The sequence below is a fragment of the Kitasatospora sp. NPDC094015 genome (assembly GCF_040304075.1).
Classification (GTDB): Bacteria; Actinomycetota; Actinomycetes; order Streptomycetales; family Streptomycetaceae; genus Kitasatospora.
In genome coordinates, this window is record NZ_JBEOUL010000003.1 from 177,096 (window position 1) to 202,492 (window position 25,397).

Annotated in this window: 20 protein-coding genes and 1 tRNA gene; 5 read left to right on the forward strand and 16 right to left on the reverse strand. The window is 73.9% G+C overall.

All coding sequences use genetic code 11. The annotated features are described in order from the left end of the window. Positions 1-7: 7 nt before the first annotated feature. Positions 8-1,711: a penicillin-binding transpeptidase domain-containing protein gene (locus ABT014_RS05095; RefSeq protein ID WP_350637245.1), complete on the forward strand. Its 1,704-nt coding sequence runs from the start codon at positions 8-10 to the stop codon at positions 1,709-1,711. A 31-nt stretch (positions 1,712-1,742) separates the two neighbouring features. Here the strand turns inward: ABT014_RS05095 and ABT014_RS05100 are convergent, their stop codons facing one another. The 4 genes from ABT014_RS05100 to ABT014_RS05115 form a co-directional block, all read right to left on the reverse strand. Continuing rightward, the gene (locus tag ABT014_RS05100) at positions 1,743-3,065 is read right to left on the reverse strand and encodes a glycosyltransferase 87 family protein (RefSeq protein ID WP_350637248.1); all 1,323 of its coding nucleotides are present in this window, start codon (positions 3,063-3,065) and stop codon (positions 1,743-1,745) included. A gap of 447 nt (positions 3,066-3,512) precedes the next feature. Continuing rightward, complete coding sequence (locus tag ABT014_RS05105; protein ID WP_350637250.1) at positions 3,513-5,051, reverse strand: penicillin-binding transpeptidase domain-containing protein; 1,539 nt, start codon at positions 5,049-5,051, stop codon at positions 3,513-3,515. Further along, on the reverse strand, positions 5,051-6,403 hold the full coding sequence (locus ABT014_RS05110) for an FtsW/RodA/SpoVE family cell cycle protein (RefSeq protein WP_350637252.1): 1,353 nt from the start codon (positions 6,401-6,403) through the stop codon (positions 5,051-5,053). Before ABT014_RS05110 ends, ABT014_RS05105 begins: the two co-directional genes overlap by 1 nt. 85 nt (positions 6,404-6,488) lie before the next feature. Continuing rightward, entirely contained in the window at positions 6,489-6,989 is a 501-nt protein-coding gene (locus tag ABT014_RS05115; RefSeq protein WP_350637254.1) for a DUF1269 domain-containing protein, read from the reverse strand. A gap of 284 nt (positions 6,990-7,273) precedes the next feature. Here ABT014_RS05115 and ABT014_RS05120 point away from each other — a divergent pair, with 284 nt between their 5' ends. Next, complete coding sequence (locus ABT014_RS05120; protein ID WP_350637256.1) at positions 7,274-8,608, forward strand: VWA domain-containing protein; 1,335 nt, start codon at positions 7,274-7,276, stop codon at positions 8,606-8,608. A gap of 2 nt (positions 8,609-8,610) precedes the next feature. Next, positions 8,611-9,528, forward strand: coding sequence for a peptidase (locus ABT014_RS05125; protein WP_350637258.1), 918 nt, complete (start codon positions 8,611-8,613; stop codon positions 9,526-9,528). Positions 9,529-9,624: 96 nt separating this feature from the next. Here ABT014_RS05125 and ABT014_RS05130 read toward each other — a convergent pair whose 3' ends face one another. Continuing rightward, positions 9,625-10,104, reverse strand: coding sequence for a MarR family winged helix-turn-helix transcriptional regulator (locus ABT014_RS05130; RefSeq protein WP_350637260.1), 480 nt, complete (start codon positions 10,102-10,104; stop codon positions 9,625-9,627). A 144-nt stretch (positions 10,105-10,248) separates the two neighbouring features. Between ABT014_RS05130 and ABT014_RS05135 the strand changes: the two genes are divergently transcribed. Further along, entirely contained in the window at positions 10,249-11,454 is a 1,206-nt protein-coding gene (locus tag ABT014_RS05135) for an MFS transporter (protein ID WP_350637262.1), read from the forward strand. Positions 11,455-11,541: 87 nt separating this feature from the next. Here the strand turns inward: ABT014_RS05135 and ABT014_RS05140 are convergent, their stop codons facing one another. The 10 genes from ABT014_RS05140 to ABT014_RS05185 form a co-directional block, all read right to left on the reverse strand. Then, positions 11,542-13,803 (reverse strand): terpene synthase family protein, encoded by a 2,262-nt coding sequence (locus ABT014_RS05140; RefSeq protein ID WP_350637263.1) that lies wholly within the window; start codon positions 13,801-13,803, stop codon positions 11,542-11,544. A gap of 185 nt (positions 13,804-13,988) precedes the next feature. Continuing rightward, entirely contained in the window at positions 13,989-14,831 is an 843-nt protein-coding gene (locus tag ABT014_RS05145) for an enoyl-CoA hydratase/isomerase family protein (RefSeq protein ID WP_350637264.1), read from the reverse strand. 316 nt (positions 14,832-15,147) lie between these two features. Continuing rightward, a tRNA-Ala gene (locus tag ABT014_RS05150) sits at positions 15,148-15,221 on the reverse strand. Between the two features lie 113 nt (positions 15,222-15,334). After that, positions 15,335-16,510, reverse strand: coding sequence for a divisome protein SepX/GlpR (gene sepX / locus ABT014_RS05155; protein WP_350637265.1), 1,176 nt, complete (start codon positions 16,508-16,510; stop codon positions 15,335-15,337). A 150-nt stretch (positions 16,511-16,660) separates the two neighbouring features. Beyond that, entirely contained in the window at positions 16,661-17,287 is a 627-nt protein-coding gene (locus ABT014_RS05160) for a GNAT family N-acetyltransferase (RefSeq protein WP_350637477.1), read from the reverse strand. Then, on the reverse strand, positions 17,284-17,808 hold the full coding sequence (locus ABT014_RS05165; RefSeq protein WP_350637266.1) for a MogA/MoaB family molybdenum cofactor biosynthesis protein: 525 nt from the start codon (positions 17,806-17,808) through the stop codon (positions 17,284-17,286). The genes ABT014_RS05160 and ABT014_RS05165 overlap by 4 nt, the downstream gene beginning before the upstream one ends. After that, positions 17,805-18,242: a cyclic pyranopterin monophosphate synthase MoaC gene (gene moaC / locus ABT014_RS05170; RefSeq protein ID WP_502894859.1), complete on the reverse strand. Its 438-nt coding sequence runs from the start codon at positions 18,240-18,242 to the stop codon at positions 17,805-17,807. Before moaC ends, ABT014_RS05165 begins: the two co-directional genes overlap by 4 nt. Positions 18,243-18,364: 122 nt before the next feature. After that, entirely contained in the window at positions 18,365-19,675 is a 1,311-nt protein-coding gene (gene glp / locus ABT014_RS05175) for a molybdotransferase-like divisome protein Glp (RefSeq protein ID WP_350637268.1), read from the reverse strand. A 24-nt stretch (positions 19,676-19,699) separates the two neighbouring features. Further along, on the reverse strand, positions 19,700-20,620 hold the full coding sequence (galU, locus tag ABT014_RS05180; RefSeq protein WP_350637269.1) for a UTP--glucose-1-phosphate uridylyltransferase GalU: 921 nt from the start codon (positions 20,618-20,620) through the stop codon (positions 19,700-19,702). A gap of 53 nt (positions 20,621-20,673) precedes the next feature. Continuing rightward, entirely contained in the window at positions 20,674-21,738 is a 1,065-nt protein-coding gene (locus ABT014_RS05185; RefSeq protein ID WP_350637270.1) for a GGDEF domain-containing protein, read from the reverse strand. Between the two features lie 60 nt (positions 21,739-21,798). Here ABT014_RS05185 and ABT014_RS05190 point away from each other — a divergent pair, with 60 nt between their 5' ends. Continuing rightward, a complete protein-coding gene (locus tag ABT014_RS05190; protein ID WP_350637271.1) occupies positions 21,799-22,392 on the forward strand; it encodes a 5-formyltetrahydrofolate cyclo-ligase in 594 nt (197 codons plus the stop codon). 129 nt (positions 22,393-22,521) lie between these two features. Here the strand turns inward: ABT014_RS05190 and ABT014_RS05195 are convergent, their stop codons facing one another. Beyond that, positions 22,522-25,248: a penicillin acylase family protein gene (locus ABT014_RS05195; RefSeq protein ID WP_350637272.1), complete on the reverse strand. Its 2,727-nt coding sequence runs from the start codon at positions 25,246-25,248 to the stop codon at positions 22,522-22,524. Positions 25,249-25,397 lie beyond the last annotated feature (149 nt).

Consider the following 25,397-nt stretch of genomic DNA (forward strand, 5'->3'; position numbering starts at 1 on the left):
ACACACCATGAACAAGGGCGCCAAGATCGGCATCAGCACGGTCGCCGCAGCCATGCTGGCGGTGGCCGGGTACGGGGCCTACAGCTTCGCCACCGGCGGCAGCGAGCCCGACCCGGCCAAGCCCAGAACGGTGGTCGCCGAGCCGCCCGGCCAGGAGCAGGCGGCGGCCGGCGCCAAGGCCTTCCTGGAGGCCTGGGCCAAGGGCGACGTGGCCGCGGCGGCCGCGCTGACCGACTCCCCGGAGGCCGCCACCGCGACGCTGACGGCGTTCCGGCAGAAGGTGAACCCCAGCGCGATCACCCTCACCCCGGGCGGACCGGCCCCCGCGCCCACCGCGCCCGCCGCCGGCGCCTCCGGGTCCCCCTCGCCCACCCCCGGCAGCGCCACCGCCGGCAGCACCGCCGCCGCGGCCCCCGCCCACCAGGTGCCGCTGTCCTTCAAGGCCAAGGTCGAGTTCGCCCAGACCGGCACCCCCTGGTCCTACGACGGGGTGCTCGGCATGGTGAAGATGAGCGACGGCAAGGCCGCCGTGCACTGGGCGCCGACCGTGATCCACCCCAAGCTGGGCGCGGGCGAGTCGATCTCGGTCAAGCCGGTCACCGCGCCGGCGAGCTCGGTGGTCGACCGCAAGGGCAAGGCGCTCAACTCGCCCTCGATCACCCCGCTGCTCGGGCAGATCAAGGCCCCCGTCCCGGACGGCTCGGCCGAGGCCGGCACCGCCGTGGTGATCAGCGACGACGCGGGGAAGGCCAAGCCGGAGACGGTCTTCACGCTCGTCGAACCCAAGCCCGCGCCGCCGCTCAAGCTGACCATCGACGCCGACCTGCAGAAGGCCGCCGAGGCGGCCGTGCAGGAAGCGTCCAAGGGCGGCACGCTCCCCGCCTCCGTGGTCGCGGTCGAGCCGAGCACCGGCAACGTCCTGGCGTTCGCCAACGCGCCGAGCACCGGCCAGAACCGGGCCTTCCTCTCCAGCCTCGCGCCCGGGTCCACGATGAAGATCATCACCGCGGCGGCCCTGATGGAGGCCGGGGTCACCCCCGACACCCCGGTGGCCTGCCCGGACTCCGCCACCATCGGCGGCCAGGTCTTCAAGAACGACTTCCCCGAGCCGCACCCCGACTACAAGTTCCGCCAGGACTTCGCCCAGTCGTGCAACACCGCCTTCATCAACGAGGGCAGCGCGCGGCTGAAGAACGACACCCTGCCGGCGATCGCCAAGGACGCCTTCGGGCTCGGCCTGGTCTGGCAGACCGGCCTGACCGCCTTCGACACCGTGGTCCCGGCGCCCAAGGGCGCCAACGAGATGGTGGCCGAGTTCATCGGGCAGGGCCGGATCCAGACCAGCCCGCTCGCCATGGCCTCGGTCTCGGCCACCGTGCAGAGCGGAACGTTCCGCCAGCCGATCCTGGTCGCCGGCACGCCGCAGGCCCCGGCCAAGCGCCAGCTCTCGGGCGACGTGCTGACCGGCCTGCGGACGGTGATGAACGAGACCGTGCGCACCGGCACCGCGTCCAAGCTGATGTCCCAGATGGCCAACGGCTCCGGCGCCAAGACCGGCACCGCGGAGGTCGGCAACCAGACCTCGGCCAACAGCTGGTTCACCGCCTTCCGGGGCAACCTGGCGGTGGCGGCCCTGGTCGAGAACGGCGGCCACGGCGCCGACGCCGCCGGGCCGGCCGCCGTGAAGCTGCTGCAGATCGGCAACGGCTGACCGGACGGCCCCGGGCGGGCCGACCGCTGCCTCACACCCCGGCGAGCACCGCCGGGGTGTGATCGCGTCCGCCCGTGCCGCGCCAGCCCCAGCTGCGGGTGGCCAGCCGGGGCCAGAGCACCAGCACCGTGGGCAGCGCCAGGTAGCCGAACCGGCCCGCCGGGGCGAGCATGAACGCCACCGCCAGGCCGGCGGCCAGCAGGTCGCAGGCGGCGACCGCCGAGGTCGGCGGGTAGGCCAGCAGCCAGAGCGCGACGCCGAGGCCGGCCAGGCACAGCAGGGTGAGCGAGATGGTGTGGCCGGTCGGGCCGAGCCCGGCCAGCACCTTGCCGGGCAACGGGCTGCCGGCCGGGGTGCGCACCGCCGTCAGCCCGAGCGGGAAGCGGACCACCTGCTCGCGCAGCTCCGCGCCCGCGGTCAGCACGGTCGGCAGGATGACCGCGACGCCGACCGAGAGCGAGACCGCGGCGGCCCGGGCGGCGGGCCGGCGCCCGTGCAGCCGCCAGATCAGCAACAGGGCGACCGGGAGGGCGGGCCAGGCCGTCCACTTGAGGGTGCAGGCGAGCGCCAGCACCAGCCCGGTGGCGACCGGGCGACCCCGGGCCGCACAGGCCATCGCCAGGCAGCACACCCCGATCAGCGGCAGGTCGACCCCGCCCACGGCGAGCGCCAGCGCGATCAGCGGCGAGGCGGTCAGCGCGGCCAGCGGCAGCAGCGGGGCCCGGCCGGGCACGACCGGGCGCAGCAGCCGCCAGCAGGCCAGCAGGCAGACCAGCAGGGTGAGGGCGAACCAGATCCGGGCGTCGCCGAGCACCAGCGCGACCGGCCCGGCACTGCCGAGCGCGGCCCGGGGCAGCCCGAACAGCGCCATCCCCGGCAGGTAGGGGTTGTAGTCGGTGACCACGACCGGGTGGTGGAGGTACGGGCTGCCGGTGTGCAGCAGCAGCCGGGCGGAGCGTTCGACCACCATCACCTCGGACTGGTGCCGCCCCTGCAGCGCCAGCAGGATCAGCGGGGTCAGCACGGCGCCGACCAGGGCCACCAGCGCGGCGGCGCGCGGGGCCCAGCGGCGCGGGAGGGTGAGGCAGAGCACGGCGGCCAGGGCGTAGGTCGGGGCGGCGACGGTGCCCCAGAAGATCTGGTTGGACAGGTCGGAGACCAGCGGGAACGCCTCGGCCCAGAGGGCGGCGGCGACGCAGCCCAGCGCCTGCACCCCCCGGTGGCCGACCCACCGGGCCGGATGCCGGCCCGCTGCGGCCCGCTGCCGGGGGACCTTGCCTGCGCCGCCACCCCCGGGGGGCCCGTGCACGGCGCAGTCGGCCTGCTCGGAGAACGGCGGACGTGTGCTCACCATGTCAGGAAGATTAGGGCGTTGAGTGTGCGCTGTCCCCGGACTCGGCGCGCTGGTTCTGTGCAGCTTCGTGCCCGGGGCGCCCGGAACGACCGGTGGACCGCCCGAACGGACCGCCGGCCCGCCCGGATCGGGCCCGACCGCCCGCCCGCCGGACCACGCCGGTGCGCCGCTCACCGGACCGGACCGGAACCCGGGCGGGCGGGCCGCGCGGGGTTGACGCCGTACCCGGGGCCGGGGGCGGAGGTGCTGGCCAAGGCGCAGATCTTTCCGGTCGGGGGTTCCGGCGCGGGCGGGCACCCGGCGCGGGCCTGACCCGACCACCATCGGACGAACGGCGATTTTCCGCCAGTGGCGCAAAAGGATCGGCCGGGGCCGCGGCTTGTACGGTTCGTCACAGACCGGCGGACATAGCAGACATACCACCCGCAGCCCGGGTGCTCGGACCCGCTACCGGCCGTTCAGCACGGCCTGCATGACCGCCCGCGCGATCGGCGCGGCCAGCCGCCCCCCGGTCACGTCGGTGGCGTCGCTGTCGGCGACCACCACGGCCACCGCCACCGGCGGCACCTCGGCGGAGCCGTCCGGCTGCGCCCAGGAGATGAACCAGGCGAACGGGGTGCCGGAGTTGCCGACCCCGTGCTGGGCGGTACCGGTCTTCCCGCCCACCGTGGCGCCCGGGATCCGCGCGTTGCGCCCGGTGCCGTTCTCCACCACGTCGGTCATCAGCTGCCGCACCTGCCCGGCCACCCCGGGGTCCATCGCGTCCCGGTACAGCGCCGGGTGCATCAGCTGGACGGTGGTGCCGTCGGCCTTGGTCAGCTTGTCCACAAGCTGTGGATGCATCACCCGCCCGCCGTTGGCGACCCCGGCCGCGACCATCGCCATCACCAGCGGCGTCGCCGCGGTGTCGTACTGGCCGATCGAGGAGAGGGCGAGCTGCGCGGGGTCCATCGCCCGGTCGAAGTTGCTGCGCGCCGCGCGCACCGGGATGTCCAGGGCGGCGTCGTCGAAGCCGAAGCTCTCCGCCATCGACACCATCGGCCCGAGCCCGACCTGCACCCCGAGGTAGCCCAGCACGCTGTTGCAGGACAGCACCATCGCGGTGTCCAGCGACAGGTTCGGACGGTCGCAGGCCGTGGTGTCGTTGACCAGCTCGGTGGTGGTGCCCGGCAGCACGTACGGCGAGGGCGCCCCGGTCGGCGCGTCGATGTCCCGCACCACGCCGTTCGCCAGCGCGGCCGCGGCGGTGACCACCTTGAACGCGGAGCCGGGTGGGTAGATCTGCCGCAGCGCCCGGTTGAGCATCGGCTGGTCGGTGTCCGCCTGCAGCTCGTCCCAGGCCTGCCGGTCGGCCGCGCCCGAGCCCGCGAACGAACCCGGGTCGTACGAGGGGGTGCTGGCCAGCGCCAGGATCCGGCCGGTGGCCGGTTCGAGCGCGACCACCGCGCCCTGCTGGCGGCCGAGGCCCTGGAGCGCCGCCCGCTGGGCCGCCGGGTCGATGGTGGTGTGGACGTCGCCGCCGGGGTTCTGCCGGCGGGCGACCGCGTCCCACACCGCCCAGCTCGCGAGCCGGCTGTCGGTGCCGGACAGCAGCTCGTCGTAGACGCCCTCGAGCTGGGTGTTGCCGTAGGTCTGGGAGGAGTAGCCGGTGACGGCGGCGTACCCGGGGCCGTCGGTGTAGGTGCGCTTGTAGTCGTACCGGCCGCCGGTCGGGGTGGAGCCGGTGATCGGCTCGCCCGCCACCAGGATGTTGCCGCGCGGCTGGTCGTAGCGCTGGATGGTGAGCCGCTGGTTGGCCGGGTTGTGGTCGAGCGCGTTCTTCTGGAACACCTGCACCCGGGTGGCCTGCACCGCCAGCGCCACGATCAGCAGCACGCAGAAGGTGCCGGCCCGGCGCCCGGTGGTGGAGATCCCGGGCAGGCCCTGCGGCCCGCCGCCGCCGCTCTCCTGCGCCCGCTGCCGGTTCGCCCGCCACCGGCCCGCCATCAGGCCTCCACCGCGGGCAGCGGCCGCCGGGCCAGGTCGCTCATCCTGACCAGCAGCGCGACGATGATCCAGTTGGTCACCACCGAGGAGCCGCCCTGCGCGATGAAGGGCAGCGTCATCCCGGTGAGCGGGATCAGGTCGAGCACCCCGCCGGCCACCACGAACACCTGCAGCCCGACGATGGCGGCCAGCCCGATCGCCAGCAGCCGGCCGAACGGGTCGCGCAGCGCGATCCCGGTCCGGAAGCCCCGCGAGATCAGCAGGGCGTAGAGCAGGAACACCGACACCAGCCCGACCAGACCCAGCTCCTCGCCGATGGTGGCCAGGATGAAGTCCGACTTGGCGGCGAAGCCGATCAGGATCGACCCGCCGAGGCCGAGCCCGGTGCCGAGCATCCCGCCCCAGGCGAAGGCGAACAGCGACTGGGCGATCTGGTTCGGGCCCTGCCCGGCCGCGATCGAGTGCAGCGGGTCCAGCCAGTCGGTGACCCGGCCGTGCACGTGCGGGGAGAGCAGCCCGACCCCCAGCGCGCCGACCGCGGCGAGCAGCACCCCGATGGCGATCCAGCCGCTGCGCGCGGTCGCGACGTAGAGCATCACCACGAACAGGCCGAAGAAGAGCAGCGAGGTGCCGAGGTCGGTCTCCAGCACCAGGACGCCCACGAAGGCCGCCCAGATCAGCAGCACCGGTCCGAGCACCCGCCCCAGCGGCAGCCGGAACCACAGCACCCTGCGCCCGGTCAGCGCCAGCGCGTCCCGGTGGACGGCCAGGTACGCGGCGAAGAAGATAGCCAGCAGGACCTTGGCGAACTCGCCCGGCTGGAAGGAGAGCGGGCCGAGGGTGATCCAGATCCGCGAGCCGTACACCGGCGGGAACAGGATCGGCAGCACCAGCAGCACCAGGGCGGCCAGCGCGCCCACGTACGCGTAGCGCTGGAGGATCCGGTGGTCGCGCAGCAGCAGGACCACCGCGATGAACAGCGCCACCCCGAAGGTGGACCACAGGAGTTGGGCGGGCGCCGCCGCGCTGCGCGGGGTGGCCCGGTCGAGCCGGTAGATGACGACCAGTCCGATCCCGTTCAGCAGCACCGCGATCGGCAGCAGCAGCGGATCGGCGTACCGGGCGCGCAGCCGTACCACCGCGTGGGCGAGCAGGGCGAGCACGCCGAGGGCGGCGCCGTAGGAGGAGGCGTCCGAGGGCGGCACGCCGTCGAGGTTGACCCCGACCTCGATGTAGCCGAACACGGAGATCAGCACGGCCAGGACGAGCAGGGCGAGTTCGGTGTTGCGGCGGGTGCCGGCCGGCCGCCCGGCGGGCGGGCCGGAGCGGACGGTTGCTGAGGGTGAGGCCACGGGCCGTCCTGTCCTGCTCAGGGAGGCGGAGCGGGGCGACCGCGGCGACCGGTCCGGCCGCCCCCGCCCCGGTCCTGGTGCGGGATCAGGCGGCGCCGCCCTGCGCGGCCCGGACGGCCTCCCGCAGGTGCTCCTCCTCCTCGGTGGTCAGCGAGGTCTGCAGGATCCGGCCGCCGAACCGGGCCAGGGCCGGCACCACCTTGTCCGCGGTGGCCTTGCGGACCAGCAGGAACACGGCCGCGCTGCCGGGCTGCAGGTGCTCGCCGACCTGGCGCATGAAGCCGTCGTCGACCCCGACGTCGGTGGACGCACCGACCGCGGCGCCGGTCGCCCCGCCGATCGCGGCCCCCAGGAACGGCATGAAGAACAGCAGCCCGATCACCCCGCCCCAGAGCGCGCCCGAGGCGGCGCCCGCACCGGTGGTGGACACCGCCTGGTGCAGCTTGATCCGGCCGTCGTCGCGGCGCTCCACCACGACGATGTCCTCCAGCTCGATCAGCTTCTGCTTCTGCAGGGCGACCGCCTCGTCCCGGACCTTCCGGGCGGTGGCCGGATCCGGGTAGGCGATCGCGAAGAGGTTGCTCACGAGGCAGTTCCTTCCGGCGGGGTACCGAGTCGACTCTCCGAGCACCCTAACGAGGATTAGCCATACTTATGCGGCTTCCGGTGGGTGTGTCCCGGATTGTCCGGCCCGGCCACCGGCACCCGGCCACCGACACCCGGGTCCGGCCCCGGGGCGCACCGCCCGCATCCGGACGGACCGTCAGCCGGGCGGCGTCCGCCAAGGCGCCGACCCCTTCCCCCGCAGGGCAGTTCGCGACGGTCCGCCCGCATTGGGTGTTCCCAACTGATGATCCATAGGATCGGCCCGTGACGACCACCCGATCCCGACGGCCGGCCCGGCCGGCAGGCCTGCTGGCCGCCCTGGCGATAACCGCCGGTGCGCTGCTCAGCGGCCTCCCGGCCCACGCCGACGAACCAGGCGGCGGCAGCGCCGCACCCACCCGCGAAGCTCCCAAGGTCGACCTCGTCCTGGACGTCAGCGGCTCCATGCGGGCCGAGGACATCCAGGGCAAGAGCCGGATCTCGGTCGCCCAGAAGTCGTTGAGCGAGGTCATCGACGCTCTCCCGCCGGAGGCAGACTTCGGCATCCGCACCCTGGGCGCCACCTACCCCGGCAACGACAAGACCGAGGGCTGCAAGGACACCAAGCAGCTCTTCCCGGTCGGCAAGACCGACAAGGTCGAGGCCAAGACCGCGGTCGCCACCCTGCGGCCCACCGGCTGGACCCCGATCGGCCTGGCGCTGCGCGGCGCCGCGCAGGACCTCGGCGACGGCCCGACCACCCGCCGGGTGGTGCTGATCACCGACGGCGAGGACTCCTGCGCCCCGCCCGACCCGTGCGACGTGGCCCGTGAACTGGCCGCCCGGGGCATCCCGCTGGTGGTCGACACCCTCGGCCTGGCCCACGACGACAAGACCCGCCAGCAGCTGCTGTGCATCGCCAACGCCACCGGCGGCACGTACACCGACGTGCGCACCCAGGAGCAGCTGACCCAGAAGGTCAACCAGCTGGTCGGACGGGCCGCCGACACCCACAACGTCACCCCGGCCAAGACCTCCGGCACCGACAAGTGCGAGACCGCGCCGGTGCTGACCCCCGGCGTCTACGCGGACCGGGAGAAGTTCGCCGAGCACCGGGTCTACCGGGTGCCGGTCAAGCCCGGCCAGGAGCTGCGGGCCTCGGTCAGCGTCACGCCGGACCGGGCGGTCGCCCGGGACTACGGGGTGCTGCTCCAGGCCACCGACCAGGCCGGCCAGGAGCTGGTCCGCGGCACCGACGCGGGCAGCGGCCGCACCGATGTCGCCTCCACCGGCGTGCGCTGGTCCGCCCCCGGCGACCCGGACGCCACCGGCAGCGCCACCCCCTCCGCCGCCACCTCGGCCAAGCCGGGCGCCGACGGGACGGTCTGCCTGATCGTCAGCAACTCCTTCGCCGCGCAGGCGGGCGTCCAGGCCGACCCCGGCCTGCCGCTGGAGCTGACCGTGGACGTGGCCGCCGCCTCGCCCGCGCCGGACGGGCCCGCCATGGGCCTCGGCCGCGGCTGGATCCTGCTGCTCACGCTGACCCTGGCCGGTCTGCTCACCGGGCTGGTCTTCGGCTGGGTGGCACGCTGGCGCATCGCCGTCTGGCGGGAGAACTGACCATGCGCACCTCTCTGAAGGCCCTGCGGGCCGGCCTGCTCGCGCTCGGCCTGACCGCCCTGGCCGCCCCCACGGCCTCGGCCGCCTCGCCCTCGGCCTCGCCGTCCCCGTCCGCCTCGGCCTCGGCCTCCGCGGGCCCGGTGACCACCGCGGGCACCACCTTCCTGACCGCGGCCACCCTGGCCCCCGGGCAGGACGCCAAGGTGGCCGCCTCCACCGGTGACTACCTGTACTGGGCGTTCGCCGCGTCCGAGGGCCAGACCGACACCGTCCAGGTCACCGTGGCGCTGCCGCCGTCGACCGACCGCACCGGCCCGCAGACCTGGACGGTCGAGCTGTTCGACGGCCTGCGCCGGCGCCAGTCCTGCACCGCGGGCCCGCAGAACGCGACCGCCCAGCAGAGCGCCGGTTCGCTCGCGCTGAGCTGTACGCTGCGGCAGATCCGGTCCTGGGCCGAGCCCTGGTCGGGCGACCCGCTGCCGGGCACGTACTACGTCCGGCTGTCGGTCTCCGACGTCCCGCAGCCGGACCTGGGCCTGGCCGCCCAGGTCCAGGTGCACGTCGGCGCCAAGGGCGGGGCGGACGACGCCCAGCCCGAGGGCGGATCGCTGAAGGCCCCGCTGGTGCCGCCGGTGAACGCCGGCACCACCGCGGCCGCCGGCACCACCGCCCCGGCCGCCACCTCGCGGGCCGCGGCCCCGGCGGAGCCGGCCTCCCACTGGTACTCCGACCTGTTCTCGGGCTGGAACACCCGCTGGTTCTGGACCCTGGCGGGCGGTGCACTGGCCGCCCTGGCCGGGGTCGCGGGCTACACCCTGACCCGGCACCCGCGCGGTCACCGCCCGGGCGGCCCGGCGTCGGTCCCCCGCCAGCCGCAGCCGCACCAGCACGCGCCGCAGCACGACCCGTACCGCTCCTGACGGTACGCACCGGCGGCACGCCGAAGGCCCGGCCCGGAGCTCAGCTCCCGGCCGGGCCTTCGGCGTTTCCCGGCGCCGGGGCGGACCCCGGCCGGCTCACCCGCCCGGTGTCGGGGCGGGCGCCTCCAGATTCCGGACGGCCGCCACCAGCGGCGCCAGCTCGGCCCGCTGCTCGGCGGCGGCGAGCGCCTCGTGCAGGGCCGCGTCGTTGACCGGCCGGGCCCGCTCCAGCAGGGCCAGGCCGGCCGGGGTGACGTCGGTGTAGATGCCGCGCCGGTCGGTCGCGCAGAGGTAGCGGGTCAGCAGGCCGCGCTCCTCCAGCCGGGTCACCAGGCGGGTGGTGGCGCTCTGGCTGAGCACCACGGCGTCGGACAGCTCGTGCATCCGGAAGTGGCCGCCCTCGCCCTCGTGCTGCGCGCTGAGCACGTCGAGCACCGAGAACTCCCGCACGCTCAGCTCGTGCGCGGCCTGCAGGGCCCGCTCGACGTGCGTCTCGATCCGGCCGTGCAGGGCGGACAGGGCGCACCAGCCCCGGGCGAGGCCGGGTTGCGGCCGGGTCGACTGCGGCCGGGTCATGGGAACTCCCTTCGGAGGCGTCCCGCCCAGGGTAGTCCAGGAGCGCAATAGACCGCGTATGCAATATGCCGCGCTTGCAAGTACCTGCGTCTGCAATTACTGTCGGAGCGGTCCCCCTCCCCACGCACCGAGAGGCTCCCCGCCATGCCACTCGCCCTCCTGGCGCTCACCATCGGCGCCTTCGGCATCGGCACCACCGAATTCGTGATCATGGGGCTGCTGCCCGACGTCGCCGCGTCCTACGGCGTCTCCATCCCCACCGCCGGCCTGCTCACCACCGGCTACGCCCTCGGCGTGGTGGTCGGCGCCCCGCTGCTCGCCGTGATCGGCAGCCGGTTCAGCCGCAAGCGGATGCTGATGGCGCTGATGGGCCTGTTCGTGGCCGGCAACCTGGTCTCCGCGCTCGCCCCCACCTTCGCCGTGATGCTGACCGGCCGGGTGATCGCCTCGCTCGCCCACGGCGCCTTCTTCGGCATCGGCTCGATCGTCGCCGCACGCCTGGTCGCCCCGCAGAAGCAGGCCGGCGCGATCGCCCTGATGTTCACCGGCCTGACCGTGGCCAACGTGGTCGGCGTCCCGCTCGGCACGATGATCGGCCAGCAGGCCGGCTGGCGGATCACCTTCGCGCTGGTCGCCGGGCTCGGCGTGCTCGGCCTGCTCGGCGTCGCCGCCCTGATCCCCCAGGACGAGCCGCCGCGCCGCGGCGAGGCCCGGATCCGCCGCGAGCTGGCCGCCTTCCGCAACGTCCAGGTGATCCTGGCGATGGCGATGACCGTGCTCGGCTTCGGCGGCGTGTTCGCCGCGATCACCTACATCGCCCCGATGATGACCGAGGCCGCCGGCTACGCGGACGGATCGGTGACCTGGCTGCTGGTGCTGTTCGGCCTCGGCATGGTGGCCGGCAACCTGGTCGGCGGCCGGTACGCCGATCGGCGGCTGATGCCGCTGCTGTTCGTCGCGCTCGGCTCGCTGGCCGTGGTGCTCGCCCTGTTCGCGTTCACCGCGCACAGCAAGCCGCTGGCCGCCGTCACCATCCCGCTGATCGGCGCGTTCGGCTTCGCCACCGTGCCACCGCTGCAGAAGCGCGTGCTGGACCAGACCGCCGACGCCCCCACCCTCGCCTCGGCCGTCAACATCGGCGCCTTCAACCTCGGCAACGCGCTGGCCGCCTGGCTCGGCGGGCTGGTGCTCACCGCCGGCTTCGGCGCCACCGCTCCCAACTGGGTCGGCGCCCTGCTGGCCGCCTCCGCCCTGGTGCTCGCGGTGGTCGCGGTCACCCTGGAGCGGCGCGGCCGGGCGCGCGGCACGGCGCCGGCGCAGCCCCGCCCCGAACCGGCCCCGGTCGGCTGAGCGCTCCCCGGTCCCGCCCTTTCACCACTCCCCGCGCCGCCGCCCGGCCCGCCGCAACTCGTCCGCGGCGGGCCGGGCGGCCCGGGTTCAGCGCCCGGCGCCGATGAGCTCCACGATCCGGGCGGCCGAGGTGCCCAGGCCCCGCGGCGCGAACCGGTCGCCCGCCACCGCCCCGGCACCGTCCGGACCTCCGGCGCCGAAGTGGCGGATCAGGTCGGCCTCCCCGTAACGGCGGCAGTCCCGGTGCCACTTGAGGATCCCGGACAGCCAGTTCTCCAGCTCCCGCACATAGCCGTCGAGCACCTCCCTGGCCTCCGGGCCCAGCTCGAACCCTTCGTACAGCAGCGGCAGTTCGTTCTCGGCCACGTGCTGGAACTGCCGCATCCGGGAGGTCATCAGGTCGTGCACCATCGCCAGCGCGGTCGGGTAGTCGCAGTCGAAGAAGTTCTCGACCACCCGCACGCCGTTGTGGAACTCGCCCTCGTACTCGATCTCCTTCTGGTACGAGAACACGTCGTTGACCAGGCAGGCGTAGTCGGCGGCCGCGTTCTCCAGCGAGCGCATCGGCCCGCTGCGGTAGACCTCCGGCGGCACCTCGTTGCCGTGCCGCAGCCGGCACAGGCTCATGGTGAGATCCGAACCGAAGGTCGCCCGGCGCATCTCCAGGTAGTCCACCGGGTCGGGGATACGGTTCTGCGCCTGGTTGGCCAGCTCCCAGAGCCAGCTGGCGGTCATGTCCTCGATCGTGCGGCGGAAGCGGCGGCGCTGCTCGAGCGTCAGCGGGCCCGCGGTCCGCTCCCAGAGGTCGGCCAGGCCCCGCTCCATCGCGGTGACCGGCTCCGGCACCGGCTCCCCCTCGACCGGCATGAAGGAGGCCAGCCGCTCGGTGGTCGCCTTCGCCCCGGCCAGGTCCCGGGGGCGGCCGAACACCACCGGGTAGTAGTCGTCCGCGTACGTGCCCCAGGCCAGCCACGCCGAGGTCAGGTCCAGCTCGTCCGGGCCGGCGTCCGGGTGGATCCCGGCTGCGCACAGCGCCAGGTCGTAGTCGGCCAGCTTCTCCGCGTTCCACACGTGCGAGCCCGGATCGCCCGGGGCGACCTCCAGCAGGCCCATCCGGTGGCACCAGTCCGCCAGGTTCCGCCGGGCGGCGTCCAGGTGCGGGCTGAGGGTGAGCGCGAACGGCATCACGAACTCCGGCAGCTGCGAGGGCCCGGTCCGCCGGAACGGCAGGTGGGCGTGGCTGCGCCGGCGGGGCCCCGCGTCCAGCAGCCCGGTCGCCCGGGCGAGGTCCGCCGCCGTGGTGCCGATCCCGCCGATCCGGTACGGCTCCCAGCGGGTGGCCGCCGCGGCGCCCTCCGCGCTGCCGTTCATGTAGCGGCTGGAGCGCATGTGCCACTCGTGGCCGCCCGCCTGCCAGTCCTGCATGCCCTTGACGTACGCCAGCACCCGGGCCGCGCCGGCCGCGTCCACGCCCTGCTCGACGAAGAGCGGGCCGAGCTCGGTCAGCGCGGTGTTCTCGAACTGCTGGAGCCGGGAGGTGAGCAGCTCGTTGACCGCGTCCGCGGCCTCCTGGGTCGTGCAGTTCAGGAAGGTCTCCAGGACCAGCACGCCGTTGCTCAGCTCGCCCTCGTCCAGGATCTCCCGCTCGTAGGAGAACAGGTCGTTGCGCAGGTGCACGCCGTCCGAGAAGGCGTCCCGGAGCACCCGCAGCGGGCGGGAGGCGGCGACCGCGGCGGGCACCTCGGCCTGCGCCGCGTACTCGATCAGCCCGGCCGACCAGGGCGCACCGCCGACCTTGCGGCGCATCTCGATGTACTCCACCGGGTTGGCGATCCGGTGGATGCCGATGTTGGCGAGCTCCCAGTCCGACTCGTCGAGCAGGTTCCTGGTGCTCTCGGCGAAGCGCTCCCGCCAGTCCATCGACATGCTCGGCACCGTCCGGGCCCACAGGTCGGCGAGGCCCGCCTCGACCGGGTTGGTGGGCTCGGGGAAGCCGTCCGCGAGGTCCATCGGCATGAACGCCCGCAGCCGGTCCAGGTACTGCCGGCCGGCCTTGCGGTCCTGCGGGCGCTTGAAGACCTCCAGGAAGTGGTCGTCGAAGAAGAACACCCACACGTACCAGTCGGTCACCAGCGAGAGCGCCGGCCCGTCGCAGTCGGGGTGGGTGTAGGCGCAGAGCAGGGCGTAGTCGTGGGAGTCGAGGTCGTGCTCGTCCCAGACCCCTGATCCCTCCAGCATCCCCATCTCCCGGGCCCACCCCTTGGTGTGCTCCCGGGCCTCCTCCAGACGGGGGTTGAGCCGGGCCGGGTACGGCAGGTAGAAGTCCGGCAGTTCAAACGGCTGCGACACGGTGCGGCGGCCCTTCGTCGACGGTGGCGGCACCCGGGCCCGTACGCGCCGGGAACCGGTCCGCGCACGAGCCCTGATGATCCGTCACGAGGCTAGGCGGCCACTCCCGCCGCCCTCCCGTACCCACCTGAAACTCCCCCGATCGGGTGAAGCTCCCGCACTCCTCGGGGCTCGCGCCGCTCCGGTCAGTCGACGGGCGGCAGATCGGCCAGGGCCGCCCCGAGATCGAGTTCCAACGGGCCGCGGGTCTGGAAGCCGCCGCGGAACAGGGCGGCGGTGCGGTGCTGGACACCGTCCGCCCGGACCAGTTGCTGGAACAGCGCCGCGTCCGCGCGGACCTCGGCCGCAGCGGGCAGGGTGAGGGCGTTGACGGCGGCCTTCGCGGCGATCAGGGCGTCGCGCGGGAACCCGGCCAGCCGGGTGGCCAGGGCCGCCACGAACCCGTCCAGCTCGGCATCGGGCAGGGCCCGGTTGACCCAGCCGTAGCGCTCGGCCAGGTCGGCGTCGAAGTCCGCGGAGCTCAGCAGCACTTCGAGCGCCCGCCCGCGGCCGAGCAGCCGGGTCAGGTGCTGGATCGCACCGGCGCCGGGCGGCGTCCCGATACCGACCTCCGGCTGGCCCAGCACGGCCTTCTCCCGCGAGGCGAACCGCAGGTCGCAGGCGAGCAGGAACTCGCTCCCCGCGCCCCGGGCCCGGCCGCGCAGCTTGGCGACGGTGACCACGGGCAGCAGGCTGAGGCGGCGGAACAGCATCCCCAGCGAGGCGTCCCCCGGACCGCCGGCCTTCGCCGCCTCCGCGGTGTACTCGGCGACCTTCGTCATGTCGACGTGCGGGAAGAAGAAGTCCGCGTCCGCGCTCTCGAACACCACCACCCGCGGCCCGCCCGGAGCCTCCAGCTCCTCGATCAGCCCCACCAGATCGCGCACCACCTCGGGCCCGATCAGATTCATCGGCGGCGCACCGAAGACGGCGGTCAGGACCCCGCCGTCCACCCTGACCTCGATCGTCCCGTACGCCCGGCCGCCCATCCGTCCTCCTCCGTCCGCACCCGCCCGGCCACCGTAGCCAGCCGGATCCCGCAGCCGCAGAACGATTGCGCACATCGCGTGAACCCGGCCCCCACCGAACTCGGGGTTCAGCTCCCGTCGGACCACCGGGCGCTCATCGATCTCCACGCCCCACACGCACGTACCGTCAGAGGCGACCCGTCACGCACTCGGAGGGATCGGAAAGCACACCACACGCCCGAAGCGCCGGAGCACCCGGCGTAGTTGCTGTGGTTCACTGCTGCACGAACGCTCAAAGGCCCTCCCGGATGATCCCGGGAGGGCCTTTGACATTGGGTGGAGCTGAGGGGATTCGAACCCCTGACCCCCTCGATGCGAACGAGGTGCGCTACCGGACTGCGCCACAGCCCCAACGAGAAAGAACTCTACCACCTCTGCGGGGGCGTTCATGACCGCCCGGAAAGGCCACCGCCCCGGCGCGGTGGCGGTGGCCTGCGGCGGGGCGGTCGGGGTACTCGGGCGGGTCATTCGTTGGCGGCGCGCAGCCGGGGGCGGCAGTCGACCTCGGCCGGGGGCGGGGCGTGCTCGGCGTACTGGTCGAAGAGCGGGGTGTGCGCGTCCGGCGCGGTGCGGCCGGAGTCCCAGGTGCCGGGGGCGCCGAGGTCGAGGCCGCGGGTCACCCGGGGGGCGACCGGCGCGGTGACGTAGGTGGGCAGCGGGACGGGCACGGGCTCCCAGGAGTCGGGGCCGGCCGCGCCGCGCTCCCGCATCCCGTCCACCCACTCCTCGTGCTCGGTGGCCTCGGCCACGGCGGTGGTGGCGGACTCGGTCCGCACCTGGCCGCGCCGCTCCCGCTCGCCGCGGAGCTCGCGCGGACCCCGGCCGCCCTCGCCCTGGTGCTCACCGGGCTCGGCCGCCAGCCGCAGGTGCGGGCGGCCGTGGTCCGCCGGGTGCGCCTCGTCGTGCCGGGACCGGGGGGCGTCCACCGGGTCGGCGGCGGCCCGCTCGCGCTCGCGGGCCCGCAGCCGCTCGGCGGCCTGGGCGGCCCGCGCCCGGTCGAGCTTCACCTCGAAGCGCTGGCGCTCCAGCCGGCGCAGGTGGCCGATGTAGAAGGTGAGGAGGAGCGCGGGCACCATCGGGACCCAGAGGAACGCCACACCCGCCACCGCGGCCGCGACGGCGCCGAGCGCGAAGGCGAGGAAGAGCGCCGTCACCATCCGGCGCCGCCGGGCCAGCAGCCGCGCCCGTCGCTCGACGGAGGCCGCCCCGTGGCCGTGCGCCTGGCCGTGCTCGCGGCGACCCTCCGCCGGCAGCTGCGCCGGCCCGTCCACCGCCTCGGGACGCTCGGGCTCGGTTTCCCGCTCCGCTTCCCGCTCGGAGCGGGCGTCGTCGGAGCGCACGTCGTCGGCCCGCGCCGCATCGGGCGAAGGCTCGGATCCGGGCTCCGGCGCGGGTTCGAGGTCGCGCGAAAGCTCGGGTTCGGCGTCGGTCGCACCGTCGCCGCTCTCGGTCTGGTCACCCAGGGTCCTGGCCGCTCGCCGCTCCATGGCCGAACGTCCGGCCAGCAGGCGGATCGCGGTGCTGAAGCGTTCCGTCGGACGCGACTCGTTGAGCTCGTCCTGCCGGCGGAGCCACATCGGCACCAGATAGGCAGCCCAGGCCCCTACGATGACCGCGTAGATAAGGCCGCTACTGCTCACGTTTCACACGGTACGGGCGTGAGGGAAGGCCTGGCAGCAATTTGGCACGGCGTGTCGTGTGATCAAGCTGATTCTCCGACTATTTTGCCGCTATTTGTGGCGGCTCGCCCTGGGCGCGATGCCATATCGATATCTATTTCGAACATACATTCAATTACCGGACCTGCGGGCACTTCTGACCGAGCGCCAGCGGCTCAGCATGCCCTCCTGGACCTCCTCCACCGTCAGTGCGTACACGAGGTGGTCGCGCCAGTCGCCGTCGATGTGCAGATAGCGGGGCCGGACGCCTTCCTCGCGGAAGCCGAGCTTCTCCACCACCCGCCGGCTGGGCCGGTTCTCCGGCCGGATGCAGACCTCGATGCGGTGCAGTCCGAGCACCCGGAAGCAGTGGTCGACGGCCATCGCCACGGCCGTGGGCATGATGCCCTTCCCGGCCGCCGCCTCGTCGATCCAGTAGCCGACGTTGGCCGAGCACATCGAGCCCCAGGTGATCCCGCCGACGGTGAGCTGCCCGACCAGTTCACCCCGGTACAGCACCACGAACGGCAGCATCCGCCCGGCGACCGCCTCGCCCCGCAGGTAGCGCACCATCTGCCGGTAGGTCGGCCGGGATCCACCGGGGCTGCCCACCGGGACCGGCGGCACGGTGGCCTCCCAGCGCCGCAGCCAGTCCCGGTTGCGCCGGCTGACCTCCTGCCAGGAACGCTGGTCGCGGGCCCGGATCGGACGCAGCGTGATGTCGCCCTCGCGCAGTTCGACCGGCCAGCCCGTGTTCAGCTCGTGCTCCCCTCGGCGGCCCCGGGCCCGCCGGCGGCCGCGGTGTCCGGCCGCGGGTGGTCGCCGCCCGCCAGCTGGTCCACCGCGTGCGGCAGCAGGTCCGCGAGCACGGCCAGGCCGTCCTTGACCCCGCCGGTCGAGCCCGGCAGGTTGACGATCAGGGTACGTCCGGCCAGCCCGGCCAGGCCCCGGGACAGCGCGGAGGTCGGCACCTTCGCACGCCCGTACGCCCGGATGGCCTCCGGGATGCCGGGGATCGGGCGGTCGAGCACCCGGGCGGTCATCTCGGGGGTGAGGTCCATCGGCGAGATCCCGGTGCCACCGGTGGTGAGCACCACGTCGTACCCGGCGGCGACGGCGGCCCGCAGCGCGGCCTCCACCGGCTCGCCGTCCGGGACGACCTGCGGGCCGTCCGCCGCGAAGCCCATCCCGCGCAGCCCGGCGACCAGCAGCGGGCCGCCCTTGTCCTCGTACACGCCGGCCGAGGCGCGGTTGGAGACGGTGACGGCCAGCGCCCTCATCGCTCGTCCTCGCGGGCCCAGTCCCCGCTCTTGCCACCGGTCTTGGTGAGCACCCGGACTTCCTCGACGCTGGCGGCCTTGTCGACCGCCTTGACCATGTCGATCACGGTCAGGCCGGCGACGGCGACGGCCGTCAGGGCCTCCATCTCGACCCCGGTGCGGTCGGCGGTCCGGACGGTGGCGGTGATCTCGACGGCGTGGTCGGTGACGGTCAGGTCGACCTTCACGCCGGAGATCGCGATCGGGTGGCAGAGCGGGATCAGGTCGGGGGTCTTCTTGGCCCCCATGATCCCGGCGATCCTGGCCACGGCGAGGGCGTCGCCCTTGGGCACGCCCTCGCCGCGCAACAGTTCCACCACCCGCGCGGAGACCCGGACCCGTCCGGCGGCCACCGCGGTGCGGACCGTGGTCGCCTTCTCGGAGACGTCGACCATCCGGGCGGCGCCGGTGTCGTCGACGTGGGTGAGGCGGTCGCCGCTTGGGTTGTCGGTCACGGGTCACTCCAGGAGCGCGGGTCGAATACCGCGCTACCGTACAACCACGACCACCCGCGGGCTCACCCCGACCGCTCCGTGAGCAGCACGACGTCGACCGTGCTGCCGGCCGGGACGGCGGTGGTGTCCTCGGGGACGGTGATCAGGCAGTTCGCCCGGGCGAGCGCGCCGACCAGGTGCGAGCCCTCGCCGCCGATCGGGGCGACCAGACCGTCGGCGTACCGGCCGCGCAGGAACTGCCGGCGGCCGGCCGGGGAGCGCAGGTCCGCGGTGCAGCGCGCGGGAACCACCGGGCGGTGCACGTCGGGGGCGCCGAGCATGGTGCGGATCACCGGGCGGACGAACAGCTCGAACGAGATGTAGGCGCTGACCGGGTTGCCGGGCAGGGCCAGCAGCGGCACGCCCTCGCCCTCGCCGATCCGGCCGAACCCCTGCGGCTTGCCGGGCTGCATCCGCAGCCGGCGGAAGTCCATCCCGCCGTAGCTCTCGAAGACCTCCTTGACCACGTCGTACGCGCCGACGCTGACCCCGCCGCTGGTGACGATCAGGTCGGCCCGGCCGAGCTGGTCCTCCAGGACGGAGCGCAGCAGCGCCGCGTCGTCGGGGACGCCGCCGACCCGGTACGCGATGGCACCGGCGTCCCGGGCGGCCGCGGTGAGGGTGAAGCTGTTGGAGTCGGAGATCCGGCCGGGCCCGACCGGCTCGCCGGGCTGGACCAGCTCGCTGCCGGTGGAGAGCACCACCACCCGGGGGCGGGGGCGGACCCGGACGGTGCCGCGGCCGATCGCGGCGAGCAGGCCCAGCTGGGTCGGTCCGAGCACGGTGCCGGCGTCGAGCACCTGGTCGCCCGCGCCGAGGTCGCTGCCGCGGCGGCGGACGTGGTCGCCCGCGCCGACCGGGCGCAGCACCCGGACGGCCTCCTCGGCGGCGGTGCCCATCGCGTCGGCCGCCCGCCCGGTGCCGGTGCCGCCGTCGGTCCACTCGACCGGGGCGACCGCCTCGGCGCCGGGCGGCAGCGGGGCCCCGGTCATGATCCGGGCCGCCTCGCCGGGGCCGACCTTGGGCAGCTCGCCGGCGCCCGCGGCGATGTCACCGACCACGGCGAGCACCGAGGGGTACTCGCCGGTGGCGCGGGCGGTGTCGGCGGTGCGGACGGCGTAGCCGTCCATCGAGCTGTTGTCGAAGGGCGGCAGGTCGACCTCGGAGGTGATGTCCTCGGCCAGCCGGCAGCCCTGGGCGTCGAGCAGTTGCAGCTCGATCGCGGGCAGTGGGGCGATCCGGGCGAGGACGTCGGCCAGGTGCTCGTCGACGCTCCACATCCGGGGCGCCGGGGCCGAGGGCTCCTCGCAACAGGGGTTGTCGGTCCCGGTCATCGCCTCACGCTCGCTCTCGTCGGTTCAGCTCTGCATCTCGGTGGCGACGAACTCCTTGAGCCAGGACCGGAACTCCGGGCCCAGGTCCTCTCGTTCGGACGCCAGACGGACGATAGCGCGCAGGTAGTCGGCCCGGTCGCCGGTGTCGTAGCGGCGGCCCTTGAAGAGCACGCCGTGCACCGGACCGCCCTCCGCCTCCTCGCGGGTGGCGAGCTCGCGCAGCGCGTCGGTCAGCTGGATCTCGCCGCCGCGGCCGGGAGCGGTCTTGCGCAGCACCTCGAAGACGGCCGGGTCGAGCACGTAGCGGCCGATCACCGCGTAGTTCGACGGGGCCTCGGCGGTCTCGGGCTTCTCGACCAGGTCGGTGACCCGGAAGACGTCGTCGCCGAAGCCGTTGGGCTTGACGGCGGCGCAGCCGTAGAGGTGGATCTGGGCCGGGTCGACCTCCATCAGCGCGACCACGGAGCCGCCGAGTTCCTGCTGGACCTCGATCATGCGGGCGAGCAGCGGGTCGCGCGGGTCGATCAGGTCGTCACCGAGCAGGACGGCGAACGGCTGGCCCGCGACGTGCTGTTCGGCGACCAGGACGGCGTGGCCGAGGCCCTTGGGGTCGCCCTGGCGGACGTAGTGCATGTTGGCGAGCTGGACCGACTCCTGGACCCGGCGCAGGCGGTCGTGGTCGCCCTTGCGGGTGAGCAACTCCTCGAGCTCGTACGCCCGGTCGAAGTGGTCCTCCAGCGCCCGCTTGTTGCGTCCGGTGACCATCAGTATGTCGGAGAGCCCGGCTGCGGAGGCCTCTTCGACGACGTACTGGATGGCGGGCTTGTCGACGACCGGCAGCATCTCCTTGGGAGTCGCCTTGGTCGCCGGCAGGAACCGGGTCCCCAACCCGGCTGCGGGCACGACAGCCTTGGTGACGGGGGTGCGGGCGTTCGTCTTCGTCATGCGGTGACCTTACTAAGGCGTGCTGGCGCCCAGCTGAGAGTGATGTGAACCGACTATGAAACCGTATCCCGCGCGGTCTCCGTGGCGGTGACCCGGGAAGGACGGGCAGGGGCGTCGGAGGCCTTGCCCGCGCAGGTGGACACACTACCCGCCGTGCCCGACGCCTCCGGAACCACCAAGTGAGGGCTGCGGGACGGTTGTGAGGCGGGCACGTCGACAGCGCGTGCCGACGGGTCCTCGCGGCGGCCGGCACGGGGTCGGCCGGCTCCTTCGCGGGCAACCCCTTCGTGGGCGACCGTTCCGTTGACGGCGGCGGTCGTGGCCCCGGGCCCGTCGGGGGTGGTGACCGGCCCCGCGCCTCCCGGCGGCAGGGCGGCCGGCCCCAGGCCGTCGGCGGCGGGCCGCTCGCCGCCGTGCCAGCGGTCGCCCCCCGCGGCGCGGGCCTCGCCCAGCGCCCGGTCGGCGGCCCGCAGCAGCAGCGCCGCGTGCCCGCCGTCCTCGGGGAGCACCGAGATGCCGATGGCGGCGGTGAGCCCGTTGCCCCCGGCCGAGCGGCGCGGGGCGGGGCCGGCCGGTGACCAGTCCAGCAACTGGTGGCGGCGCACCGCCCAGCAGAGCCGCTCGGCGACCTGGACGGCGCCCTTCGCCCCGGTGTCCGGCAGCAGGATCAGGAACTCCTCGCCGCCGTACCGGCCCAGGGTGTCCGAGCGACGGATCTCGATGCTCAACCGCTGCACCAGGTCGCGCAGGATGGCGTTGCCCCGGCCGCGACCGTGCTCGGCCACGATCGCCTCGAAGCCGGCGATCTCCAGCATCAGCAGCGCCAGCGGGCGCGGCCGGCCCTCGCCCTGCTCGGCCCGGCGGGAGCGCTCGATCTCGCGGTCCAGGGTGAGCTGCAGGTGCCGGTAGTTCCACACCCCGGTGAGCGGGTCGCAGGCCGCGGTGCGCTGCAACTCGGAGCACTCCTGTTCCAGTTCGGCCACCCGCCGGCCCAGCTCGGCCTCCCGGGCCGCCGCCTGCGCGGTGCTCCGCCGCAGCCGCAGCCCGCACCAGCCGGCGGCCGCCAGCGCGGCCGCGCCGATCGGCACCAGGGCCTCTACCAGGAGCGGGGTGGACATCGGCGGCCTTCCGCGTGTCAGGCTCTGCACACCGTGCCGGCGCCGAGCTGTGGAGATCTCTTGACTGCCAATCCTTTGTCCAACGACAAGGCCGAGCTGAGGTCACGGCTGCTGGACCGGCGGCGGGCACTGACCCCCGCGCAGCGCGAGGCCGCCGCCGGGGCGCTGGCCGGGCACGCCGGGGAGCTGGCGGGGCCGGGTGCCACGGTGGCGGCGTACGTGTCGATCGGCGCCGAGCCGGGGACGGGGCCGCTGCTGGACGCGCTGCTGGCCCGCGGGGTCCGGGTGCTGCTGCCGGTGCTGCTGCCCGACAACGACCTGGACTGGGCGCGCCACACCGGCCGCGCGGAGCTGGCCCCGGCCGCCCGCGGGCTGCTGGAGCCGACCGGCCCGCGGCTCGGCCCGGCGGCGGTGTGCTCGGCCGCCCTGGTGCTGCTGCCGGGGCTGGCGGTGGACCGCCGGGGCATCCGGCTCGGGCGCGGCGGCGGCTCGTACGACCGGGTGCTCGCTCGGCTCGCCGCGGCCGGGGCCGAGCCGGAGCTGGCCACCCTGCTGTACGACCACGAGCTGCTGGCCGAGGTGCCGGCCGAGCCGCACGACCTGCCGGTGCGGGCGGTGGTCACCCCGTCGGGGGTGGTCCGCTTCGGCGGCTGACGGGGCTGGTGGGGCTGACGGGCGCTGACGGGGCGCCCACGGGCGGCGTGGCCCGGGAACGGCGAAGGTCCGGGAACGGCGAAGGCCGGCCGCCCCCGTCGGGGACGACCGGCCCTGGCCACCGCCGGATCAGCCCGGCAGCAGGGTCATCGTGTGCTTGGCCGCCTTGCCCACGGCGTCCGAGCTGTAGGCCCAGGTCAGCATCTTGCCGTCGACCCAGAGCTGGGTCTGGTCGTTGTAGTTCGGGTGGAAGGCGTGGCCCGAGGCGCCGCCGACGTTGATCCACTGCGAGGCGTCGAAGTCGCTCAGGTCGACCACCATCCGCATCGACGGGATCCAGTCCACCTGGTACCCGGCCGCCGCGTTCCAGCCCGCCGCGTCGACCGCCGCGGTGCCGCCGGAGAGCTGGTACGGCCCCCGGTTGAGCAACCGGTGGACCAGCCCGGAGGCGATCGAGGAGTTGTCGGTGCCGAGCGTCTGCTCCTGGAGGGTCAGCGTGTGCAGCCGGCCCCAGCTCCAGGTCGTTATGTCCTTGCCCAGCTGCGCGGTGAGGTCCTGGCGGGCGTCCTTCATGGCCTCGCCGAGCAGGCCGTCCAGGCCGTGCTGCTGGCTGTGGTTGGAGTCGATGTAGTCCCACCAGGCGTTGTCGGGCTTGGTGAGCATCTGGCGGACCACCTCGGTCCAGCGGTCGCCGCCGTCCGGCTGCGCGGCCGAGGCCTTGCGGGTGCCGCACTCCGTGACGGCCTGGGTGGTGTTGCCGACGGCGCCCTCGGGCAGCGTGGCGTCCCGCTTCTGCCGGACCAGCAGGCAGTCCCCCTCGGCCCGCAGGCCGGCCGGGAACTTCTGCCCGAAGGCCAGGGTGAGCAGCTGGCGCCAGACGCCGTTGTAGTACGCGGCCGCGGCCGAGTCGGCGTCCTGGTGGAAGTTCCAGTCCTTGAGCAGGTCCTGGGCCTCGCGCACGTAGGGGTCGTCGATCTTGACCTTGAGCAGCAGCGGGACCAGGGTCTGCGCCATCACGCTGGTGTTGTCCAGCTGGATGGCCTGCATGTCGGTCGGGGAGATCTTGCCGCCGTTCTTCAGGCGGGAGTCGATCTGGTCGGAGATCTCCTTGGCCCGGGTGCCGTACTCCCAGTCCTTGGTCAGCAGGTACTTGTAGCCGGCCGGGTCGATCACGGCCTGGTTGGCGGTGACGATGTAGCCGGAGGCGGGGTTGAAGCTGTACGGCAGGGCCTTGAAGGGGATGAAGTCCTTCTTCCAGCCGTAGGAGGAGTCCCAGCCCGGGGCCGGGTAGGTGCCGTCGCCCTTCGTCCGCTGCGGGATCATGCCGGGCGCCTGGTAGCCGATGTTGCCCTTGGTGTCGGCGTAGATCAGGTTCTGCGCGGGGACGGCGAAGTCGGCGGCGGCGGCCTGGAAGTCGGCCCAGCCGGTCGCCTGGTCCAGCTTGAAGACGGCGTCCATGGTCTGGCCGGGGACCAGCGCCGTCCACTGCAGCGCCACGCCGTAGCCGGTCGCGCGGTCCGGGGCGGCGTTGCCCACCGGGGCGTACTGGCCGACGTGCTGCTGCTCGGTGCTCTGATCGGAGATCAGCGGCAGCCCCTCCTGGGTGGTGCGCACGGTGATCGTCCGGTCCTCGCCGCCGGCGACCTTGATGGTCTCCTTGCGGGTCTGGAGCTTCTTCTCCTTGCCGTCCACCAGGTAGGTGTCCGGGCCGGTGACCTTCTCCAGGTAGAGGTCGGTGACGTCGGCGCCGAGGTTGGTGAAGCCCCAGGAGATGTCCTTGTTGTGGCCGATCACCACGCCGGGCATGCCGGAGAAGGTGAAGCCCGCGGTGTCGTAGTTGCAGGTCGGGCTCACCGTCCGGCAGTGCAGGCCCATCTGGTACCAGACGGACGGCATGCCGGGGCCCAGGTGCGGGTCGTTGGCCAGCAGCGGCTTGCCGGTGGTGGTGTGCTTGCCGTCGACCACCCAGGAGTTGGAGCCGATGCCCTGGCCCTGCCGGCCGAGCAGCTGCGGCATCGCGGTGATCTTGTCCGAGATGCCCTGCAGCAGGGCGTCGGTCGCGGCCCTGGCCTGGGTGGTGGCACCGGTCGGCGCGGCGGCGCCGTCGGCCGGCTTGAAGCTGCCGTCGGCGGCGACGGTGCCGGTCTTCACGATCGTGCCGTTGCGGGCGTACGGGTAGTCCGGGTAGAGCTGGTTGACCTGGTCCGGGTCGAAGTTCTGCGAGAGCAGCGCGCGGTCGATCTCCTCCTGCATGTTGCCGGAGAGGTTCCAGGCCATCGCCTTCAGCCAGGCCACCGAGTCGACCGGGTCCCACTTCTCCGGCTTGTAGTCGCCGTTCACGGCGCCGAGCAGGGCGTACTCGAGGGAGGCGTCCGCGCCCCCCGGGTGCTCCTGGAGCCAGGCGTTCACGCCGTCCGCGTAGGCCTGGAGGTTCTTCTTGGTGCTCTCGGACAGCTTGGTGTCGTACTCCTGCTGCGCGACCTGGCGCCAGCCCATGGTCCGCAGGAAGCCATCGGTCTCCACCTGGCCCGAACCGAACATCTCGGACAGCCGCCCGGCGGTGATGTGGCGCCGGACGTCCATCTCCCAGAACCGGTCCTGGGCCTGGACGTAGCCCTGGGCCCGGAACAGGTCGGCGTCGGTGTCCGCGTAGAGCTGCGGGATGCCGTTGGCGTCCCGCTTGACGTCGACCGGGGCCGACATCCCGGCGACCTTCACGGTGCCCTCGACGACGGGGTAGGAGGCGCGGACGGTGCGCACCCCCCAGTAGCCGCCGCCGGCCACGGCGCCGACCAGCAGCACGGCCAGCACGAGCACGATCAGGCGAGCGCGCCGGAACTTCTTCGAGCGGGACATCCGGATCCTTGGCTGGGGAGTTTGCGGCCGTGACAGGTCACCACATTAGGGCGACTCAGGTGGCGCACGAACACGGGGGAGGCCCACGGTGGGGTCCTGGGGACCCTACCTGGCAGGGCGGCGTAAATCCGAGATCAAAGATCAGGTAA